15 protein-coding genes and 1 tRNA gene are annotated in these 20777 nt (G+C 42.5%); 12 read left to right on the top strand and 4 right to left on the bottom strand.

All coding sequences use genetic code 11. The features are described 5' to 3' along the window. Window positions 1-42: 42 nt before the first annotated feature. The gene (locus CHB62_RS01820; RefSeq protein WP_089365452.1) at window positions 43-1491 is read left to right on the top strand and encodes an alpha-galactosidase; all 1449 of its coding nucleotides are present in this window, start codon (window positions 43-45) and stop codon (window positions 1489-1491) included. A 363-nt stretch (window positions 1492-1854) separates the two neighbouring features. Here CHB62_RS01820 and CHB62_RS01810 read toward each other — a convergent pair whose 3' ends face one another. Beyond that, on the bottom strand, window positions 1855-4320 hold the full coding sequence (locus CHB62_RS01810) for a TonB-dependent receptor (protein WP_089365450.1): 2466 nt from the start codon (window positions 4318-4320) through the stop codon (window positions 1855-1857). A 225-nt stretch (window positions 4321-4545) separates the two neighbouring features. On the opposite strand from CHB62_RS01810, the gene CHB62_RS01805 reads away from it, so the two are divergent. The 3 genes from CHB62_RS01805 (at window position 4546) to pdxT (ending at window position 7637) form a co-directional block, all read left to right on the top strand. Next, a complete protein-coding gene (locus CHB62_RS01805; protein ID WP_089365449.1) occupies window positions 4546-5499 on the top strand; it encodes a hydroxymethylpyrimidine/phosphomethylpyrimidine kinase in 954 nt (317 codons plus the stop codon). Between the two features lie 681 nt (window positions 5500-6180). Next, window positions 6181-7053: a pyridoxal 5'-phosphate synthase lyase subunit PdxS gene (pdxS, locus tag CHB62_RS01800; protein ID WP_089365448.1), complete on the top strand. Its 873-nt coding sequence runs from the start codon at window positions 6181-6183 to the stop codon at window positions 7051-7053. Beyond that, complete coding sequence (gene pdxT, locus CHB62_RS01795) at window positions 7050-7637, top strand: pyridoxal 5'-phosphate synthase glutaminase subunit PdxT (protein WP_089365447.1); 588 nt, start codon at window positions 7050-7052, stop codon at window positions 7635-7637. Before pdxS ends, pdxT begins: the two co-directional genes overlap by 4 nt. 1158 nt (window positions 7638-8795) lie before the next feature. Here the strand turns inward: pdxT and CHB62_RS01790 are convergent. The 3 genes from CHB62_RS01790 to CHB62_RS01780 form a co-directional block, all read right to left on the bottom strand. After that, window positions 8796-9599 carry an ADP-ribosylglycohydrolase family protein gene (locus tag CHB62_RS01790; RefSeq protein WP_089365446.1) on the bottom strand — a complete coding sequence of 268 codons (804 nt, stop codon included), beginning with the start codon at window positions 9597-9599 and terminating at the stop codon, window positions 8796-8798. Between the two features lie 154 nt (window positions 9600-9753). Further along, window positions 9754-9825: transfer RNA gene (locus CHB62_RS01785), tRNA-Arg, on the bottom strand. Window positions 9826-10049: 224 nt separating this feature from the next. Then, entirely contained in the window at window positions 10050-11477 is a 1428-nt protein-coding gene (locus tag CHB62_RS01780; protein WP_394341632.1) for a C69 family dipeptidase, read from the bottom strand. A gap of 798 nt (window positions 11478-12275) precedes the next feature. Here CHB62_RS01780 and CHB62_RS01775 point away from each other — a divergent pair. The 8 genes from CHB62_RS01775 to CHB62_RS01740 all read left to right on the top strand — a co-directional run bounded on the left by CHB62_RS01775 (window position 12276) and on the right by CHB62_RS01740 (window position 20659). Then, window positions 12276-12923 carry a hypothetical protein gene (locus CHB62_RS01775; protein ID WP_240616192.1) on the top strand — a complete coding sequence of 216 codons (648 nt, stop codon included), beginning with the start codon at window positions 12276-12278 and terminating at the stop codon, window positions 12921-12923. Window positions 12924-13061: 138 nt separating this feature from the next. Continuing rightward, window positions 13062-13787 (top strand): hypothetical protein, encoded by a 726-nt coding sequence (locus CHB62_RS01770; protein ID WP_141240395.1) that lies wholly within the window; start codon window positions 13062-13064, stop codon window positions 13785-13787. A gap of 384 nt (window positions 13788-14171) precedes the next feature. After that, entirely contained in the window at window positions 14172-14924 is a 753-nt protein-coding gene (locus CHB62_RS01765; RefSeq protein ID WP_089365442.1) for an FG-GAP repeat protein, read from the top strand. 108 nt (window positions 14925-15032) lie between these two features. Further along, the gene (locus tag CHB62_RS01760) at window positions 15033-15785 is read left to right on the top strand and encodes a hypothetical protein (RefSeq protein ID WP_089365441.1); all 753 of its coding nucleotides are present in this window, start codon (window positions 15033-15035) and stop codon (window positions 15783-15785) included. 97 nt (window positions 15786-15882) lie between these two features. After that, window positions 15883-16632, top strand: a complete 750-nt coding sequence (locus CHB62_RS01755) for a Fic family protein (protein WP_176414833.1) — start codon at window positions 15883-15885, stop codon at window positions 16630-16632. Window positions 16633-16755: 123 nt separating this feature from the next. Then, window positions 16756-18726 (top strand): AAA domain-containing protein, encoded by a 1971-nt coding sequence (locus CHB62_RS01750; RefSeq protein WP_089365439.1) that lies wholly within the window; start codon window positions 16756-16758, stop codon window positions 18724-18726. A 155-nt stretch (window positions 18727-18881) separates the two neighbouring features. Next, entirely contained in the window at window positions 18882-19295 is a 414-nt protein-coding gene (locus tag CHB62_RS01745) for a hypothetical protein (RefSeq protein ID WP_009012627.1), read from the top strand. A gap of 74 nt (window positions 19296-19369) precedes the next feature. After that, complete coding sequence (locus tag CHB62_RS01740) at window positions 19370-20659, top strand: L-cysteine desulfidase family protein (RefSeq protein WP_089365438.1); 1290 nt, start codon at window positions 19370-19372, stop codon at window positions 20657-20659. Window positions 20660-20777: the final 118 nt, after the last annotated feature.

The following is a 20777-nucleotide window of genomic DNA, read 5'->3' as shown; positions in this document are numbered from 1 at the left end:
GCAGCTGCCATTTAATAACTACTTATGACAGAATAAACAACAATGAAGAAATATATATTTGCAAGTTTAGCATTCGCTGCTTTGCTATCCAGTTGTAATAGTAATGAGTGGGATGTCACCAGCGACTTGAGTGTCGATAAGCAGGACCCTACTGTTGGCCTTACACCTGTTGCAGAAAAGGAAGGTATGGATTATGCTCCTCTTTATTGGAGTGTATATGGTAACCTCCGAGCACAGGAAAAGGCGGGCTCATTCCCAAATATCTTCACAGAGAACGACTGGGATGAGACAATCGATTATGTAGTCACTAACCTCAAGTCACATGGCTATGATATGCTTGTTACTGATGGCTTCGCTGCCATGGGCGGTGATGATGGTTACATGACACGTTACAGTCACTCTACAAAGGATGAAGGTTCTCCAGAGATACCTTTGACTACTATCGTTGCAAAGCTGAAAGAGAAGGGTCTGAAGTTAGGTGTGTATGACAGTCCATTCTGGTTACACTATTCTAACCCTAATGCAATCATCCCAGGAACAGACTCTATCACAGTGAGCAGTCTTGGTTATGACCCAGCAAAGGACAAGGATGTGAAGTATCCTACGGCTAAAGAGCAGTTCGGTTGGGTAATGACTGACCACCCAGGTGCCGAACAGTTCTTTGAAGGTTTCTTCAAACACTATGCTGACTTAGGCGTGAAATTCGTGCGTATGGACTTCCTCTCTTGGTATGAGGATGGAATGAATTATACCGACGTTATCGATAAAGGCTTTGGTCGTGAGCGTTACGTGAAGGGTATGCAATGGATCAACAAATATGCACAGAAGTATGGTGTGTATGTTTCTCTTGTAATGCCACACTTGCGCAATGACGCTATCATTGAAAAGTACGCTGGTAACATGGTACGTATTGATGCCGATGCACTTGAAGGTAGTTGGTATCGTTTCTCAGATAACAACCGTGGTAGCCTTCGTGGTGGGTGGCCTAATTCAGAGAACGCATTTGATGGTTTCATCAACTGGTCAAAGATCTCTGGTCGTAAGAAGATACGTCTTGATGGCGACTTTATTCGTATTGGAAGCTATGCGGACGACAATGAGAAGATGTCAGTTATCTCTCTTCCTTTGATGGCAGGTGGTCCTATCTCTATCACAGATATGCCAACTGGTAATGATTTGACCTTCTTCCAGAATGACGAATTACTCGCTTTGCAGAAGGACGGCTTTGTCGGTAAGCCATTGGAGCGTAACCTTTGGAACACAGATGGTGAGGTGTGGTACGGACAGATGAAGGATGGCTCTTGGGTTATCGGTCTCTTCAACCGTGATCAGGCAGCTGCAACTCGTTCTATCGACTTGACAAAGGTGGGTATTACTGGTACTTGGTCTGCACGTGACCTTTGGAAGCATGCTGATGAGGGTACTGTAAGCGATAAGATCGAGGCTGTCATCCCAGCACATGGTTGCAAGATTATTAAGCTGACAAAATAAGTCTTCTCCTTTCTGATTGCTTAGGTCAGGAGAAGAAAGTACACAATTGGGCCAAACGGAGTTATCTGTTTGGCCCGATTTTTTATTGTTGTGGCTATTGAAGTTATTAGGATTATTGGGCCTATAAGGCCTATAGGCCTAATTAGCCTAATATCCAAGGCAAGACTGGGCATTATCATTATTGGGCCTATAAGCCTTATAGGCCTAATAAGCCTAATATCCAAGGCAAGGCTGGGCATTATCATTATTGGGCTTATAGGCCCTATTGGGCTAATAAGCCTAATGTCAAAGCCAAAGTAGCCGCATTACCATTCGGGGCAATGCGGCTACGACCAAATATTCAAAAAAACAATTCAGAGAGTGTTAAAGTTTAACGCTAAGACCCACATACCATGTTGCGCCGTATACTGGAGCATACATGAAGGCTGCGTCATCTGTATGCTTTTCGTCTTGAATGTAGCTAAAGATGTTCTTAGCACCAGCATAGACAGTACACATACCGAAGCGTTTTGCAGCACGACAGTTGAAGAGCATGAAGGTATTAGTCTTCTTTATCTTTGACGTTGCACCATCGTCTTCAGAGTTGTAGTCGATGTACATTCGTCCTTGCAATGAGCTTGTGAGAGAGAAACTCCATGTGCCAGGGGTATAATCGAGGTCGATATCGCCAGTCATTGCAGGGAAACGAGAGATGTTACGACTGTCTTTAGCATACTGCAAGCGCTGTGGGAACTCCTTTACAGTCTCATCGTTAGGGTCTGACCAGTCAGCACGCTCATGCTTAAATTTACCTTGATTGAAGGTCCAGTTGATGCCAGCATTAAAGTTGCGGAAGAGGTTTGCTTTTGCACCTAACTCCACTCCCTGTACGTAAGCATCGTCGACATTCTCCCACTGATAGGAATAACCGAACTTCTTAACCTCATCGTCTGCAGGAGAGAACTGAATCTTATCCTTCAAGTTGGTACGGAAGATGTTAATGCTGAACTGATACTTCTTTGCATAATAGTCTGCTGAGAGGTTATAGCTAATAGCCCGTTCACCCTTGAGGTTAGATGATTTCCACACACGTGGCGAACCACTACATAGATGAAGGTCCTCTGAAAATCCGTAAGGAGCACGGAACCCTGTTCCTATATTAGCACGAAGAACGAGGGAAGGAGTAACTTCGTATTTAATAGCAATACGAGGATTGACAGTTGTCTTACTGAATTTCGTTGTTGGGAAGGCACTATCAGAAACCTTTACACTGGTAGCATACTCCTCACCAGAGCTATGAGAGTCGACACGGATACCCGGTACAACGGTCAACTTTGGTGTCACGTTCCACTCATCTTGTATGAAGAAGCCAAGCTCGTTAGCGTGCTTCTTACCGATAGAAGTGTAAGGAACGCCATAGTAAGGACTTGTCTTCTCGTCCTCAGCAGAGATGACATAGAGTCCAGTCTCACGTAAACGAGTGAAATAACCCTGCACACCACCAAGCAATGTATGGTTGCCAAGGATAGAAGTGAAGGTGAGCGATGGTGTCACCGTATTCTCCTTAGCAATGTATGGACGCATCATAGAAACGTCAGGTTCTGCACCGTCCTGGTCTGGATGTGCTGGATCCTTGTGAGAATCCATATAGTCATGGAGGAAGGTATCGTTTGTTGCCTGACGCTTATGATATACATAAGCTGTTGTGAGGTTCAGTTCTGAATGCTTACCGATAGGTAAGGTGTAAGCAAGGTCAGCTGAAAGGCGGTTGGTGCGGATGTCTTCTGTACCGTCAGTATATGGGTTCAAGTATTGATCATTCGTCATGACACCACCGAAACGGTGCTCATCAATCGCCTTACCACACAGTACGAGCTTATCGTTCTTAGCGAAAGGCTGGTAGAAATAAAGGCTGAAACCAAGGTTATTCATCGTCTCGTCCACACGGTCAGAGATACCATCCTTATGCTTAACCTCCTTACGTGTCAAACCGTTCTGTGTGCGGTCGATAGCATCCATCTGTGTACGCTGTGCGAAAACACTCAGTCCGATGTTGTTATAACGCATAGATCCAGAACCCTTATAGCTCTTAAAGCCAAAGTTACCAAACTGAATATCACCTGTAACAGATGGCTCGAAGGTTGGTTCCTTTGATATAATGTTGATAGCACCAGCAACGGCACTACTTCCATAGAGGGCTGAACCTGCACCCTTAACTACCTCAAGGCGGTCGATGTCATTGGTTCCAATCTGTTGTAAGCCGTAGACGCCAGCCAAACCAGAGTAGATTGGCTCACCATCAATGAGTACTTGTGTGTGCTCGGCACCCAATCCCTGCATACGAACCTCAGAAAAATTACAGAACTGGCACTGCTGTTCTACGCGAATACCAGGAACACCTTCAAGTGCTTCGTATAGGTTTTGCGCATTCTTCTTAGTGATAGCTTGTGATGTCAAAACCTCCGTACGGATAGGCACATCCTTTACGAAGTGACTGGTGCGAGTACCAGTTACAACGACCTGGCTCAACTCCAAAGGGTCTTTCTCCAGTTCAAAGTAGACCTCAGTACCTTTATTATTAACCATGTCTACCTCTTTTTCCTGTTGCTGATAACCATCCAGTGTGGCAATGATAACCTGCTTACCCAGTGGAAGATTACTCAGTTTGAAATGTCCTGTAGCATCGCACTGAGTCTTGAGGTTGGTACCTTTTACTCTAATTACAGCATGCGGAAGATGCTTCCCACCTTCTTTAGCTTTTACATCACCGAAGAGCATTGCATCGGTATTTTGTGCCATGGCCACTATAGAACAAAACATGGCCGTTAAGATTAGTAAATACTTTTTCATTAGTAATTATTTGGTTTGTAAATAACATCGCAAAATTATGCGATTATTATTAATGCGTCAATACCTAATAGTAGGTATTTTGACTACTATAAGACTAATGAATCTAATGGAGATGATGAGCCTGATAAAAGTCAGAAGGGTAGTTTTTCTTGTCAATTTAGGAATAACTCTTGGTGAATTCAATATTTTCAATTTACTTTGTAGGCAAATAATAATCCGAAGCTATTGAAGACAATCCTCACAATAACAGGTTCAGATAGCACTGGTGGGTCTGGTGTACAAGCTGATATCAGGACGATAGCGGCCTTAGGTGGCTATGCCATGTCGGCTGTTACGTCTATCACGGTGCAGAATACCTTAGGTATTCAGGCCTTCTACGACCTTCCTGCGGAGATTGTAAGGGGTCAGATTGAGGCTATTATCAATGATGTGCAACCCGACACAGTAAAGGTTGGAATGATAAGAACTACTGAGACGTTAGCTGTTGTGGTAGATGTACTGTTGAAGTATCGTCCTCATCATATTATCTACGACCCTATTGTCACAGCGAGTAATGGCGACCGACTGTTGTCAGATGATGTGATAACGCAGATACGTTGCCGACTACTACCTTTGTGTTCACTTGTCATCCTACGAGAGGGGGAGACGGAGAAAATCTTTAACAGTCCTTCGTTGAAGGGAAAGAAAGAGACAGATGTTTGCACCTACGTGCTCGACGACCCTTTACAACACGGTCTTGCCAATAGTTTCTCGTCGTCTCTTGCTGTCTATCTAAGCCAAGACGAGCCGATGGAGCAAGCTATAAAGCATGCACGAGAATATGTCCGCACACTTATAACAAGGAAGAGTGACATCAGTGGACGCAGTAGTCAGCTGTATTATGAATTCTTGGAAGCGGTGCAATTACACTATCGTACGAATCGTGATGTAGCTTTCTATGCTGATTGTCTGAATGTTTCTCCACGTTATCTATCGCAGGTAGCACATCGAATATCGGGTAAGTCGCCTAAAAATATTATCGATCATACACTTGCAGACGCACTTGCTTGTCAGCTTCGGACGACACAAAAGACGATTCAAGAGATAGCTTACGAGCATGGATTTGCCTCACAAGCACAGTTCTCTAAGTTCTTTAAGAAGCTAATGGGGCAGAGTCCGAGCGAATGGAGACGGACGTAGGAGGGGGGACCTCCCCCAGCCCCTCCGAGGGAGGGGAGAGCCTAACGGGATATAGTAGGGGCAGGTCTATAGTCACCTTTACCTTATTATAATAAGTAGGATAGGGCCTAATGGGATATAGTAGGGACTGATCTATGATTACCTCAACCTATTTATCCGAAGGAGGGGAGAGTCTAACGGGATATAGTAGGGGCAGGTCTATAGTTACCCTTACCTTATTATAATAATTAGGATAGGGCCTAACGTGATGTAGTAGGGGCTGATCTATGATTACCTCAACCTATTTATCCGAAGGAGGGGAGAGTCTAACGGGATATAGTAGGGGCAGGTCTATAGTCACCTTTACCTTATTATAATAAGTAGGATAGGGCCTAATGGGATATAGTAGGGACTGATCTATGATTACCTCAACCTATTTATCCGAAGGAGGGGAGAGTCTAACGGGATATAGTAGGGGCAGGTCTATGATTACCCTACCTTATTATTTTAAGGAGAGGAGAGCCTAACGAGGCAGAGTTGAGGACAGCATGAAGGCTTTTGAAGCAGGTAAATGCGAGCATTGTCCTTACGATTCTCTGCTCGTTCCAAAGTGAATTTCTATTATTAACTAATACATGTATTTCCTCATGCACATTCATTTATGAGTGTAGCAAGGTAGGAGAACTAAAAAATTAAACTATTATGGCGAATAGACAAGAACTAAACCGCAACCTTGCCCAGATGTTGAAGGGCGGTGTAATCATGGACGTAACCACACCAGAGCAGGCTCGTATCGCTGAGGCTGCAGGTGCTTGTGCAGTAATGGCCTTAGAGCGTATCCCTGCTGATATACGTGCTGCTGGCGGTGTGTCACGTATGAGTGACCCTAAGATGATCAAAGGTATTCAAGAGGCAGTGACTATCCCTGTGATGGCAAAGTGCCGTATTGGTCATATTGCTGAGGCTCAGATACTACAGGCAATAGAGATTGATTACATTGATGAGAGTGAGGTTCTCTCTCCTGCGGATAATATCTATCATATCGACAAGACCCAGTTTGAGGTGCCATTCGTCTGTGGTGCACGTAATCTGAGCGAGGCTCTGCGTCGTATAGCAGAAGGTGCAACGATGATACGTACCAAGGGCGAGCCTGGTACTGGCGATGTTGTACAGGCTGTTAGTCACATGCGTCTGATGCAGAGTCAGATTCGCGAGCTCGTTGGTAAGCGTGAGGACGAACTCTTTGAGGCTGCTAAGCAGTTGCAAGCACCTTACGACCTCGTGAAGTATGTACACGATAATGGCAAGCTTCCTGTGGTTAACTTTGCTGCAGGTGGCGTGGCTACTCCTGCTGATGCGGCGTTAATGATGCAGTTAGGAGCCGAGGGTGTGTTCGTTGGGTCTGGTATCTTTAAGAGTGGCGACCCTGCTAAGCGTGCAGCAGCCATCGTGAAGGCGGTTACAAACTATAATGACCCTAAGGAATTGGCAGCGTTGTCAGAAGACTTAGGTGAGGCTATGGTTGGTATCAACGAGCATGAAATTGAAGTGCTCATGGCTGAGCGTGGACAATGAGAATAGCTGTTCTTGCCCTGCAGGGGGCGTTCTTAGAGCATGAGATGATGCTCAGTAAACTGGGGATTGATTGCTTTGAGGTGCGCCAATTGGAGGATTGGCAGCAGGAGAAAGATGGGTTGATAATCCCAGGGGGCGAGAGTACCACCCAAGGAAAACTCCTTCGCGACCTTGGTTTGCTTACTCCTATTCGTGAAGCGATAGAGGGAGGGCTACCTGTCTTTGGTACTTGTGCGGGTTTGATACTCCTTGCTCGTGAGGTAGAGGGGAACAGTCCGTCTGCTCCTGTCCCTCCTCGCTTGGCTACAATGCACACGACTGCTGCTCGTAATGCCTACGGTAGGCAGTTAGGAAGTTTCCACGTGGAGTCTCACTTTAAGGGGATTGAGGGTGACATACCAATGACCTTCATTCGTGCACCTTATATTAAGGAGGCAAGCGAAGAGGTGGAAGTACTCTCAGAGGTCGATGGTCATATCGTTGCCGCTCGTCAAGGAAACCAACTTGTCACAGCTTTTCATCCCGAATTAGACGATGACATGCGTGTGCATGAATACTTCTTGAAGATGGTGAAGAGTAGATAATCCTTAGTTCCAAAGTGTTTCTTTGGAATGAAAAAGGGACATAGATTAGATGTGTATAGGCTGTTATGGATGCTCATGAGTGTCTGTAATGGCCTATATCTGTATCTGTAAGTTGCTTTAATGTCCCTCTTCTTATTGTTTGATTTGCGTTTAATAGTGATAGAGTCTATCATGCACACTATAGGTTTGTGGGATACCCACTATAATATTATAAGGTGAGGAAGGTATATGAAAGGCGTCATGATAATGGATGAAATTTCTTTTTGGGGATGGTGTGATGCGTGAACTTATCCCTACAACAATACTGATAGAGAGAGAAAGAATACTAACCATACGGATAGGAATTGTTGATATTTTTCGTTAATCATTTCCCCTTTCATTCGAGAAGAGGCTGATGTTGAAGTAAGAAGAGGCTCTTCTACATTCAAGAACATGCCCTTCTTGGGTGTTGAAGACGCCCTTCTTGAAGCAAGAAAGGCGTCTTCTTAAACGCAGCTTGTAACCTATTGATTTCTTGTTGGTTATAAAGTCGGTGGTAGGGAATGTTATGCACTTGTTGAGAGGATGATTGGCTTGTTGCTATGTAAAGATATTTTAAGCTCTTAAATTGACCTTCGAAGGGTGAGCTGCTTATCAAGGTAGTTCATATAAAAAGACTATCAAAGATGATAGGGCACGTACGTTCGGCAAGAGACGCAGGCGTTAAGGCTATAAGAAACATTCGAAAGCATAATGGGAAGGACGGATGAAACGAGTAAGATATGAAGGAGTAAGGGTTATGAAGATTGTTTTTCGGACAGCATAAAACAGTAGGGTAGAGTCGTGTTTATTGTTAGAAAGGTTGTAGTACGAGACTTATAGGCATAAAAAAAGGACTACCGCTGTAGTCCAACCTTTGTTAACCTTAAATCTAATACTATGAAAAACACGATGCAAAGATATGGAGTTTATTTCATATTTGCAACTTTTTCAATAGTTATTTTGGGTTTATGCGTTATTATTGATTTATATCAAGTAAATAATATAACAATGTGATAGTTTGTAATCAATAAGCTTCAAAAAGCATAGTAGGTCTGTTGATGCCTCAAGAACTGTTTCTAAGACAATTAAGCGACTACTTTTTCCTGTTGAAAGCTAACGTACCGACGTAGGATGAGTCTATCGCTTTTTAGGGCCACAGCTATCTTGTATGCGCTCATAGAACTGTCCGAGGATATTGAGCATATCGTCGGGCAAGTAGCTGATAGCCTTTTCTATCATCCATTCTGGTACAGGATAATAGGCTTCAGCAACTGAACCAGCGATGCAAGCCTTTGTGTCGGTATCGCCATCACACAGTACTGCAAGGCGGATAGTATCCTCAAAACTATTAGCATCCATGAAGCAGCGCAGTGCCATCGGTACTGTTTCTTGGCAGGTAGCATCGAAGTGTCCCTCTGAGCCAATCTTCTTTATGTCGCGCATAGGAGGCAATTCGTATCCAAAGAATTTCTCAACTTTGCGCTCGACATCCGCCTTAGAGAAACGCATCAGTCGTAGCCAGCAGATGGTTTCAGCAATACATTGTGCACCCTTGATGCCTTCTGGGTGGTTATGACTTACCATTGCGCTCTTCTTAGCCTCCTCAACCACATCCTCCCACTCGTCGAATAGCCAGCCAATTGGGCTGACACGCATGGCAGAACCGTTGCCGAAAGAGTTCATTGGCACAGGGTTGTCTGCGTTAATCCATTGATAGAATCGATTGCCATAGCCGCCCATTGGGTCTGGATAACGCCGACACCAATCGAGCAGACTCTCCTGATAGTCACGTTCGTTCAGCACCGCATCGGCAATAGCCATGGTGCATATCGTATCATCAGTGTAAGAACAATCGGGGGTGAAAAGCTCAAAGTCTTTCTGTGGGACCGCTCCGAACTCGAAGCGTGAGCCTACAATATCTCCTATAATAGCACCAATCATAAAGTTTCGTCTTTAATCTCTCTATAGTTTGAGAGCGGATTGAAAAACACTATGGGGTATATGTTTCCTGTTAGGTTGTTAGTAGTAAATCCGTATAAAAAAGGATAGTCAGCCCCTTGTCTCTTGTCGATAAGAGAAGAAAAGCAGCTGTTTGTACTCCGACCGGGAATCGAACCCGGATCAAAGGTTTAGGAAACCTACGTTCTATCCATTGAACTATCAGAGCGAGCCTGTCGAGTATTACTTTGCTTCTGTTAGGAGGCTGTGGAATAACTCTCGGTTGCAAAGATAGGAAAAAAAAGTTATATATAAGGTGAAATGATAGTTTTTTTACCTTTCCATGGTGGTCCTACCTTATTAATACGCTACATGAAGGGCTGTATCAAGTGTGTTCATACAAGTTGATACAGCCCAATGTGTGATGGAATTATCTATAATCCCTTCTCGATATTATGCTCCGTGAAAGAGATATTCCTGCTGTATGTCTTGCGTCATCAGCGTGAAGAGTCGTTCTTGCAGGCGGTCGGCAAGGTCGAGTGCACTGTTAAGAACCTTGTCAGAGAACGCCTGTAACAGGTCTTGTGCATGGAGAGGTTGTGTCTTGTAGATGCGCAAATACTCTTCTTCCATCTCACGTTGGCGCTGGTCGGTCTCGGCTTCAAACTTCGCATACGCCTCCTTGATGACAGGAGCATACTTGTTGTAGTTGGTCATACCCAATACCATTATCTTGCGGAACTTCCAATAAGCCGAGTCAGCACTTGACTCTCCATTACCCTTTGTATAGGCTTCTGGATAAGAAGTGATACCCTGATAGAGTGGAAGGAACACACCGAGATCAGCCATACCCATAGCAACATAGTTGATACAGCCGATAGCCTGTGGCAGTTCTGGACGTACCTGTAGGAGGTGAGTCTGGGTGGTACGGAAGATAGAAACAGGACGGTAAGGCTCCTTTGGATTGCTATTAAGATATGGGTCGTGCTCCGTATTGTCGTAGTGGAAGCGGAACGCCGTGCGGAGTTCGGTCAGTGTGATTTTATGAGCAGGCTTAGCAAAGACAGGGAAGGTGTTTCGTGTTACGTCATTCTTGATTTCTGGAGAGAATAACTGCTGTAAGCCCCATACACGTGGGTAGTTATAAGTAGTGTCAAGGACGACATCACGTGCGTAGGCAACGTGGAAGTCGAATGCACCCTGCGCTGGGTTATAGAGTCCATGCTTCTCAGCAAACTCAATCAAGTCGGCTGATGCAAGGTAATTCTCCTTATCATTAGGGTCGTAAGTACGGAAGCGACTTTGGTTGCCAGTGACGAAGTATTGGTCTTTTGGCATACGACAAGCCAACCAACGATGGCCACAAGCAGTCTCTAAGTACCATATTTCTTTACTATCCACAAAGCCAATGCCGAAGCCCTCAGCAATACCATACTTCTCGATGAGCATACCCAATCGCTCAACACCTTCACGAGCGGTGCGTACGTAAGGTAGGGTTATGTTGAAGACAGAGTTCTCTGCCACACCATTCTCTACTAATGGGTCGTGTTCCAACACCTCGTCACTACTGAAGATACTCTCCGTAGCACTCATGCCCACGCCTGCAGTGTTGAAACCAGCACTACCCCAATGGCCATGGAGATTAAACGGAGAAAGGGCAGAGTAGCCCAAAGCCTTCTCTGGGAGTTCGCAACGGAAAGGGCTATCCTTTGCAACGAACTCACGTGGACCATTGTCTGTATCTTCGAATATCTCGTAGTTCTTTGCTTCCATAGCGTCCCAGTCCTCTGAACGCGCTACTATCATAGAACCATCAGCAGTCTGTTCTTGACCAATGATGATGGTTGTACACTCTGAAGGGAGGTTGTGTTCAATTTGCATTTTGTCTGTTTTCATAAGCTTAAATGTCTTAGTTCTTGTTGTTAATTACTGATGACAAAAATAGTAAATAATCGTGGAAGTGGTGTAAGAAGTTAGGATAAAAATGATAAATAAGGGCTGTGAAGAGGCAAAATACCCACTTATAGTTATGCTTCCGATGAGATAGAAGGTGATAGTACTAACTGTAATCGTAGACAAAAGGTCGGCAGGACTAAAATAGCACATCTGCGATGGGCGTGCTGACAGAAAAGTTATGGATTAAAGCAAAAGACTTTCACGACCTGATTCTACCCAAAATAATTTTGCTGTCATATCTGTCATGGGTTGTAGGTGTGCAACTGATTAATCTACAAAGGGTTGTGTGAAATGTTAAATATGACAGCAAATTAAAATTAAAAAAATGTAGTATAATAGGCTTAGAGATTTATGTTTTTGGAGGTAGGTGCTATGGGTGTCTTCGTAATGATATACCTCCCTTCGGTGGTGAGGGTACTTTGTGGTGTTGTTCTTTCAAGTGAATCAAGGTTGTTAACTGTATTATTTAATACATTTTAGGACGAATTTCAGATGGAAAATGTTATATTTGTAGCGTGTTATATATAATATGGTCGTTTGTTGAAAGGCATTAATTATGTGATTATGAAGAGAGTTAAGCCCCTATTCTTTTTGTTGACTCTTTGTATGATACTTTTTTCTTGTACAGAAAAGAGTTCTGTCAAGGCGGTTAGAGGAAGTGGGATTCTGAGTAAAAATAATATGTCTGAGGTGCAGAAGAAGGGGAAGGATAGCATAAAGGATATGTCGGTAAAAGATTCGAAGATAGAAAACCGTTCATATAAAATACTTATCCCTTTCGATTATCGTCAATGTAAGGTTGATACATTGATTGATGATACTTGGGTGGAACTGTATAAGAAAGGTCAGAAATACTATCTTTCTAAGACACAATATACAATCGGTAAAGAGTGGGATGGAATTATAGGAGACTCTGTATCAACACTGACAAGCGAGAGAGACGTTATTCTATATGTTAATCATTTGCCCTCTAAAATGGGAAAAGTGAAGAGTGTAGACCTTCATATTGCCCCTAATTCTTTCTTGGATTCCTTTTATTTAGAGCCAGGAACTCCGTTACGTTTTACTTTTGAGGGTAAGCATTATGAACTGACAACTAAGGAAAAGGTTTTCACGAAACATGGTAATCAATCTTATGAGGGAGTCATTCTCTTAAATGGAAAGCAGATTGTCAGAAGGACAAATTTGGATAAAGTTGACTTCACTCTTATGTTTGCAGGTGATATTGATGGTGATGGAAAGTTAGATTTAGTATTTAATTTGTCAGGTATGTTTGGTGAAGTTTATGTTGCTTTATACTTATCCTCCTGTGCTTTACCTGGTCAATTGGTAAGAAAGGTAGCGGAGGTTGTTGATGATTTTGGGTGTTAGAACTTTCAGTAGTTTGTTCTCTATAGTATTATAAAGTCAGTATTCATACATAGAAATTAATTTTTAAATTTATAAATGAGAATTGCGTTACTTATCTTTCCTTTGTTAGTATTCTCGTTATTGTTCTCTTGTTCGGACATGAAATCAGCTAAATCTGATCAAGAGACATCTGTTTCATCAAAAGATAATGCTGATTCTGTGGAAACAGATACCATGGAATCCAACAGGAATCATTTACATGTATCATCCCAAAACAGTAAGTCCCTCAATTACAAATTCCTTGTTCCGGCTCATTATCATTATATAAATCCAGGCAGGATGATTGACAGTAGTTGGGTGGAGATTTACCAAAAGGGGAAGAAATTCTATCGTGCAAAGGCACAATATACCCTTAAGAGAAGGTGGTCTGACTATATAGGTGATACCGCAAATGTATTATATGGGAAAAGAAAAGCATTCCTTTTTGTCAATCATCTACCTACGAAATTAGGAGAAATAGAGGCTGCAAACCTTAATTTTGATGAATATATTACCTTACGACCTAATGAAGTTTGCAGCTTTATGTTTGGTGGAAAACGTTATAATTTGGAGATAAAAAAAGAAAAGAAGAAGGATGATTCTGTACCCTTTACGTGTTTTACCTTATTGAATGGTAAACAGATAGCAAAGCGAACGAAAGTATTTGAAGCTGCTTTTGAACTCTTATTTGCAGGTGATATTGATGGTGATGGCAAGTTAGATTTGGTGATTGACTTTAGAAGTGACACTGGCGAGTTCAAAGTTGTCTTGTTCTTATCGTCCTGTGCGTTGCCTGGTCAGCCAGTTCAACAAGTGGGAGAGATAGATGATCAATATGACTGTTAAGTCACTTTGATACTTGTGTTAAGCAGAGGACAGGCTGATATGAAAACTTAAATATTAAATAATTCATTCAAAAACAAGGTGTCTAAGGAAACACTGCGCCTTTGTTAGACCTTCAATCATTTTTTTGTTTGCTGGGAATTTGGATGAGAATTGTAAATAAGACTTTGTTATTTCAGCACCTTTAGTTAATGAATATCTCAGAATCTCCTTGTTCGCTCCTGGTTTGTAAATGGAAAAAGCTGCAGAGACAGTGGATGACCTCAGTTGTTAGTCGGGTTTTATACTTGTCAAAGTATAATATAAGGAATGTATTGAGTAGTATTCATCTGTAGGATGTAATGTGCTAAATTATGTATGTCGAAAGGCAATTAAAATATATTTATTATGAGATTAAAGTATGCTTTTTTATTATCGATTTTTTGTGTCATAATACTTTCTTGTACCGACAAGAAGCCTGTTAGTCAGGCACAGGCAGCGTCGGTACAGCAGGAGGATAGTGTGCCTGTGAAGAAAGTAGATAGTATTAAGGTTGCGAAGAAGCAGCCACCAACGTATAAGATCCTTGTTCCCAGTCCTTATCGTTACTGTGATCCTGATACGATGATAAGTAAGAATTGGGTTGAATTATATAAGGTAGGGAAGGAATATTACGTCGGAAAGGCACGTTATAGTATTGAAATAATACCCGATGAATGTGGGAATGGATCAGCACCTGAGTTGTTGGGAAAACGAAATACCATATTGTTTTTAAACCAGTTACCTATTCGTTTAGGGAAAGTTCAGGCTGCTAATATAGAGATTTCGGATACTACTTATTTGATACCTGGTACTACATATAGTTTTACTTTCTTAGGAAAACGTTATAAGTTAGAAGCAAAGGCACAAGGTAAGGATGTCTTTCAAAATTATGCCTTATTGCTGAATGGAGAGAGATTCTTTAGAGAAGTGGAAGCAGGATGCGCTGCTTTTAACTTTCTGTTTGCTGGTGATTTGGATGGGGATAGTAAATTAGACCTCGTTCTTTCAGCACCTATAGATAATGAAAGTCTAAGAGTTTTCTTATTCTTATCTACTTGTGCTCCCCCTGGTTTACAAATAGGTAAAGCCGCAGAGATAGTGGATGACTTCAGTTGTTAGTTGAGGTTTATATTTGTCAAAATATAAGGGATGTGCTGAGTAGTATTCACCTATAGGGCGCAATGCGCTAAGTTATGTATGCTGAAAGGCAATTAATATATATTTATTATGAGATTAAAGTATGCTTTTTTCCTATCGTTTTTTTGTGTCATAATACTTTCTTGTACCGATAAGAAGCCTGTTAGTCAGGCACAGGCAGCGTCGGTACAGCAGGAGGATGGTGTGCCTGTGAAGAAAGTAGATAGTGTTAAGGTAGCAAAGACGCAGCCACTAACGTATAAGATTCTGGTTCCTTTTGCTTATCGTTTTTGTAACCCCGATACATTGATAAATAAGAATTGGGTTGAACTATATAAGGATGGGAAAGATTATTATGTAGGAAAGGCGCGTTATAGTATTCAGAAAAAGGAAGATGCATGTGTGGGAGGAATGACACCTCACTTGTCGGGGAAACGAAATACAATCTTATTCGTCAATCAGTTGCCTGTCAATCTGGGGAAGGTAAAGGCTGCTGATGTAGAGATTTCTGATACTACTTTTCTTGCGCCGGGCACTACAAGTAGCTTTACTTTTGCAGGAAAACATTATAAGTTAGAGGCAAAGGCACAAGGTGAGGATGTCTATAAGAACTATACCCTGTTACTGAATGGAGAGCGAATCTGCAGAGAAGCGGAGGTGGATGGGGCTTATTTCCGTCTTCTGTTTGCTGGCGATTTGGATGGAGATGGAAAGTTAGACCTTGTTCTTTCTTTGCCATTGCATTATGAAAACCTCAGAGTTGTCTTGTTCTTATCTTCTTGTGCGCCCCCAGGTTTACAAATAGGAAAAGCTGCTGAGATTGTTGATGACTTCAGTTGTTAGCCGTTTTCTGTGTTTTATTCATAAGAATGAAGGATATTAGATAATAAAGTATTATTTTTGTAAAGTGTTTGAAACAGAGATAAAAAGATATGATGAATTGGTAGCAGAGTATCAAGAAAAGATAGTGCTGCCAATGGGAAAGAAGGCGTTTAGAGAATATTCTGAAATCCTTTTTTCCTGCCATAGCTGTGGTATAGAAGGATCTTCTTTCTCAGTGGATGATACACGTTGTCTGTTTGAAGAGCAGTTAGGCTATCATCCAGTTGGTAAGTCTTTGTTGGAGTGTCAGGAGATGGCAGACCACTTTGCTGCATACGAATGGATGCATAATCATTTAGATCACCCTTTTGATGTCGAACTATTGAAGACCCTCAATAGGTTGGTAACACTTCGTACGCTCACTTATAAGCAGGCAGATGCCGTACCTGGGGAGTTTACAACGGTAGATATGGCAGCTGGTGATACGGTCTTTGGCGAACATGAGGGATTGGTGGCACAGGTACCACGACTGATGTCTTCAACAGCTGAGATGATGAAACGTGGAGAACTTCACCCTATGATTCTTTCTGCTCGGTTCCATGGTTTCTTCGAATACCTACATCCTTTCCGTGATGGGAATGGGAGAACAGGCAGGTTGTTATCCAACTTCATCTTGCTGCGTCATGATTATCCAGAATTGATTATACAGAAAGAAGATCGCCAAGAGTATATTGCTGCTTTGCGAACCATACGAACGGAAGGGACGGATGAACATCTCATTGCGTTCTTCTTTAAGGCAGCTACAAAGCAAATGGAAAATGCTTTGGCGCAGAAAAAGCAGAATAGTCGTACAATGTTCTTCTTTTAGTGATTTACTTTCTTTTATACTTAGTGTGCAAAGTGTGCTTTTATTGATATATAATATCGTTTTAATTTTTTACAAGCAACTTGTTTACTCGTTTGCTCGTTAACTTGTTAACTACAAAAAGATATGCTTCAGGAAAGTCCAATACAACTCTTACAACGTCAGCGTTTACTGCTTCAAATGGAGTATTATGCCGAGAAAGAAGCCTTCAGAAAGCAGACTGAGGCTACTGGTATGCAGCGGAAAGTGAAACGAGGTGACGCTTGGTTCCCATTAAGAGTGGGTAAACGGTTTTATAATGGACTCAACCAACTGTGCATTGAGGTGTTTCGTACACAGGATGGGGATATCGAACATAACTTTGAATGTGGTAGACCACTCCTTTTCTTTAAGTTTATTGCGAAAGAGGAAGGTACTCCGAATAAAGCGATTAAGCTGAAATACTATGGTTTTACGGGTACAGTATCGTATGTGGAAGGCGATAGAATGGTTGTTGCTGTTCCAGACTCAGCTCCGTTGTTAGACCTACAATCAGCTTCAGAACAGATCGGTTGCCAGTTAGGTTTTGATGAAACGAGCTATCAAATGATGTTCGATGCGTTAGACCGTACCATGAAAGCAAAGGGAAATAGACTGGCTTATCTTCGCGACTTGTTCTATTCACGACAGAAGGCAGAGAGGTTCTCCTTTGCTCCTATTCGATTACCTTGGTTGAATCCGACACAAGAAAAGGCTGTTAACGAAGTGTTATGGGCAAAGGATGTGGCGGTAGTTCATGGTCCACCGGGAACAGGTAAGACGACAACATTGGTCGAAGCAATCAACGAAACACTGATGCGAGAAAGCCAAGTGATGGTCTGTGCGCAGAGTAATATGGCTGTTGACTGGATTTGTGAGAAGCTTGTCGACCGTGGTATCAATGTTCTTCGCATTGGTAATCCTACCCGAGTGAACGATAAGATGTTAGGTTTTACATACGAAAGGAAGTTTGAAGCGCATCCAGACTACCCTCAGTTATGGTCGATTCGAAAGGCCATTCGTGAACTGAGGAACAACAGAAAGAAAGGTTCTGAAAGCTATCATCAGAAGATGGATAGACTGAAAAGCCGTGCTACAGAGCTTGAGATACGTATCAATGCCGAGCTGTTTGGAGAGGCACGTGTCGTTGCTTCCACCCTCGTTGGTGCTAACAGTAGGATAATGGAGGGTCAGAAGTTCACCACTTTGTTCATCGATGAGGCTGCACAAGCCCTTGAAGCAGCCTGCTGGATAGCCATTCGTAGAGCGTCAAGAGTCATCTTTGCGGGTGATCATTGTCAACTCCCACCAACAGTAAAAAGCATAGCTGCCCTACGTGGAGGCTTAGGAAAGACCCTGATGGAACGTATCGTTGAGAATAAACCAGAGGTTGTAACGCTGTTGAAGGTGCAGTATCGAATGAACGAAGATATTATGCGCTTCTCATCCGATTGGTTCTATGGTGGACAGGTAGAGACCGCTCCGCAGATTAAATATCGTGGCATCCTCGATTATGACAACCCAATGGTATGGATTGATACGTCTGATGAGGCTGTCGTAGCATCGTATGATTTAATGGAAAGTGAGGCTAATTCTGACCCTTCCCAATTGAATAATAACAAGGAAAATGCCTTTCATGAGCAGTTTGTTGGTTCTTCCTTCGGTCGTATAAATAAAGGAGAAGCAGAGTTAACACTCAAGATTTTAGCTGATTACTTTACTAAGATAGGGAAGCAGCGTGTGTTAGATGAGCGGATAGATGTGGGCGTTATCTCCCCTTATCGTGCTCAAGTGCAGTATCTCCGTAGCCTAATAAAGAAGCGAGCGTTCTTCAAACCCTATCGAAGTCTTATCAGTGTGAACACCGTTGACGGCTTTCAAGGGCAAGAGCGTGACGTGATTCTCATTTCTCTTGTGCGTTCCAATGATGATGGTCAGATAGGTTTCTTACGTGATTTACGCCGTATGAACGTTGCCATAACACGTGCCAGAATGAAGCTGATAATCCTTGGTAACGTCCAAACAATGACCAAACACGAGTTTTACAAGAAGCTGTGGGAGAGCCTCTCACAGTCCTGAAAGTATCTATTCTATTAGCCCAATTGGCCTTATTAGGCTAATTGGGTTAATTCTTTATAAGCCCAATTCTAAAATGTTTTTTGTTTAATTACACACAGAAAAGTGGATTTATATCAATTTTTTACTTACTTTTGTGTCATAAAAGGAAATCTACTATGTTACAACGAGATTATTTTATTCGTTTAATTGAAGAATTTAATGCTGCTATCTCACGTTTTCTTACAAAGAAGGATGATGACTTGAAGCGCGATAAGGACTTGAAAGACCTTTATAGACAGTATGTTGGAGAGTATGACGACTTGCGTAATCTCTCCGTTGACGAGTTGTTGACGTATGCCAAGGAGCAGTGGGATGAGGAAGAACGGATAGACAAAATCAATATGGTTGCAGAGTTGCTTTATGCCGAAGGAAGCTACAAAGTGCAACCTTTGCGGCAGATGCTGATGGAGAAATCATATAGGTTATTCGACTATGTTGAGGCGAATGGCTCTACATTCTCTATCGATCGACGTCAGAAGATGGAGGCTATGCGACAAGAGTTAGGCAATAAGCTCTCTCAAATAGATTGATGTTTGAGTGGGTAAAGACGAAGAGAATTATTTAATATCATAATCATATCAGGCTAAACCTAAACCAATCAATTATGCTTGAGAAGAACATTAGAGAACAGATTAACGAATTGATACACCAGCAGGTAGTTCCTGCTGTTGGTTGTACAGAGCCAATGGCTGTGGCATTATGTACTGCACGTGCCACGGAGTTATTAGGTCGAAGACCAGAGTATATTAGCGTGTTACTCTCTGCTAATATCTTAAAGAATGCGATGGGAGTTGGTATTCCTGGCACGGGAATGATAGGCTTGCCTATTGCTATTGCTCTCGGAACTTTGATAGGTAAGTCTGAGTATCAGTTGGAGGTTATCAAAGACCTCACACCTGACACCTTAGAAGCTGGCAAGACATTTATCAGTGAGAATCGTATTGACGTCAAGTTAAAGGAAGGTATCACTGAGAAACTATACATCGAAATCACTTGTGAGGCTGAAGGACATCGTGCCACAGCTATCATCTCTTGTGCTCATACGAATATTGTCTTTGAAGAGAAAGACGGGAATGTACTGCTTGATAAGATGCAACCCAGCACTACTACGGAAGAGAAGGCACCACTTTGTTTGAGTCTGAAGAGGGTCTGGGAGTTTGCAACGACCTCCCCTGTCGAAGAAATAGACTTTATCCTTGAGGCGAAGCGATATAACCTCCGTGCTGCAGCTGAGGCTTTGAAAGGAAACTACGGACATTGTTTGGGTAAGATAATGGACCGTCCTTTGAGTCGCGGAATCTTTGGTAATAGTATCTTCTCACACGTCATTGCAAAGACAGCCTCTGCCTGTGATGCCCGCATGGGGGGTGCTTTAATCCCTGTGATGAGCAATAGTGGTTCTGGTAATCAGGGTATCTGTGCAACGAACCCAGTAGCCGTTTTTGCCAAGGAGAATGAGAATACGCGCGAAGAACTTATCCGTGCACTAATCTTGAGTCATCTCACTGCCATCTACATCAAGCAGAGTCTCGGTGCACTGTCAGCCCTTTGTGGTTGCGTTGTGGCAAGTATTGGGTCCAGCTGTGGTATTACTTATCTGATGGGAGGCAATTATGTCAATGTCTGTCATTCGGTGAAGAACATGATAGCCAACCTTACAGGCATGATTTGCGACGGTGCTAAACCAAGTTGTTCACTAAAGATATCATCGGGCGTATCGACTGCCATCCTCTCTGCCACGCTCTCTATGGAGGGCAAACATGTGACGGCTGCAGAGGGAATCATCGATGAAGACGTTGATAAGTCTATCCGTAACCTAACAAGCATAGGGAAGGAAGCGATGTGTAACACCGACGATATGGTGCTTAACATCATGACTCATAAGTGTAATTAAAAGGCTGTTATACCCTAACTCAGCCTTTTTTTCGAATTATTTTCATGAAGATAATTATTTCTTTTCATGAAAAAAAATATTTATCTTCATGAAAGAAAATTCTTTTTTTCATGAAGAT

It is taken from the genome of Prevotella jejuni, from assembly GCF_900187995.1.
Lineage (GTDB): Bacteria > Bacteroidota > Bacteroidia > Bacteroidales > Bacteroidaceae > Prevotella > Prevotella jejuni.
Note: the sequence above shows the minus strand (reverse complement) of the source record. Positions and strands in the feature narration are given on the sequence as shown.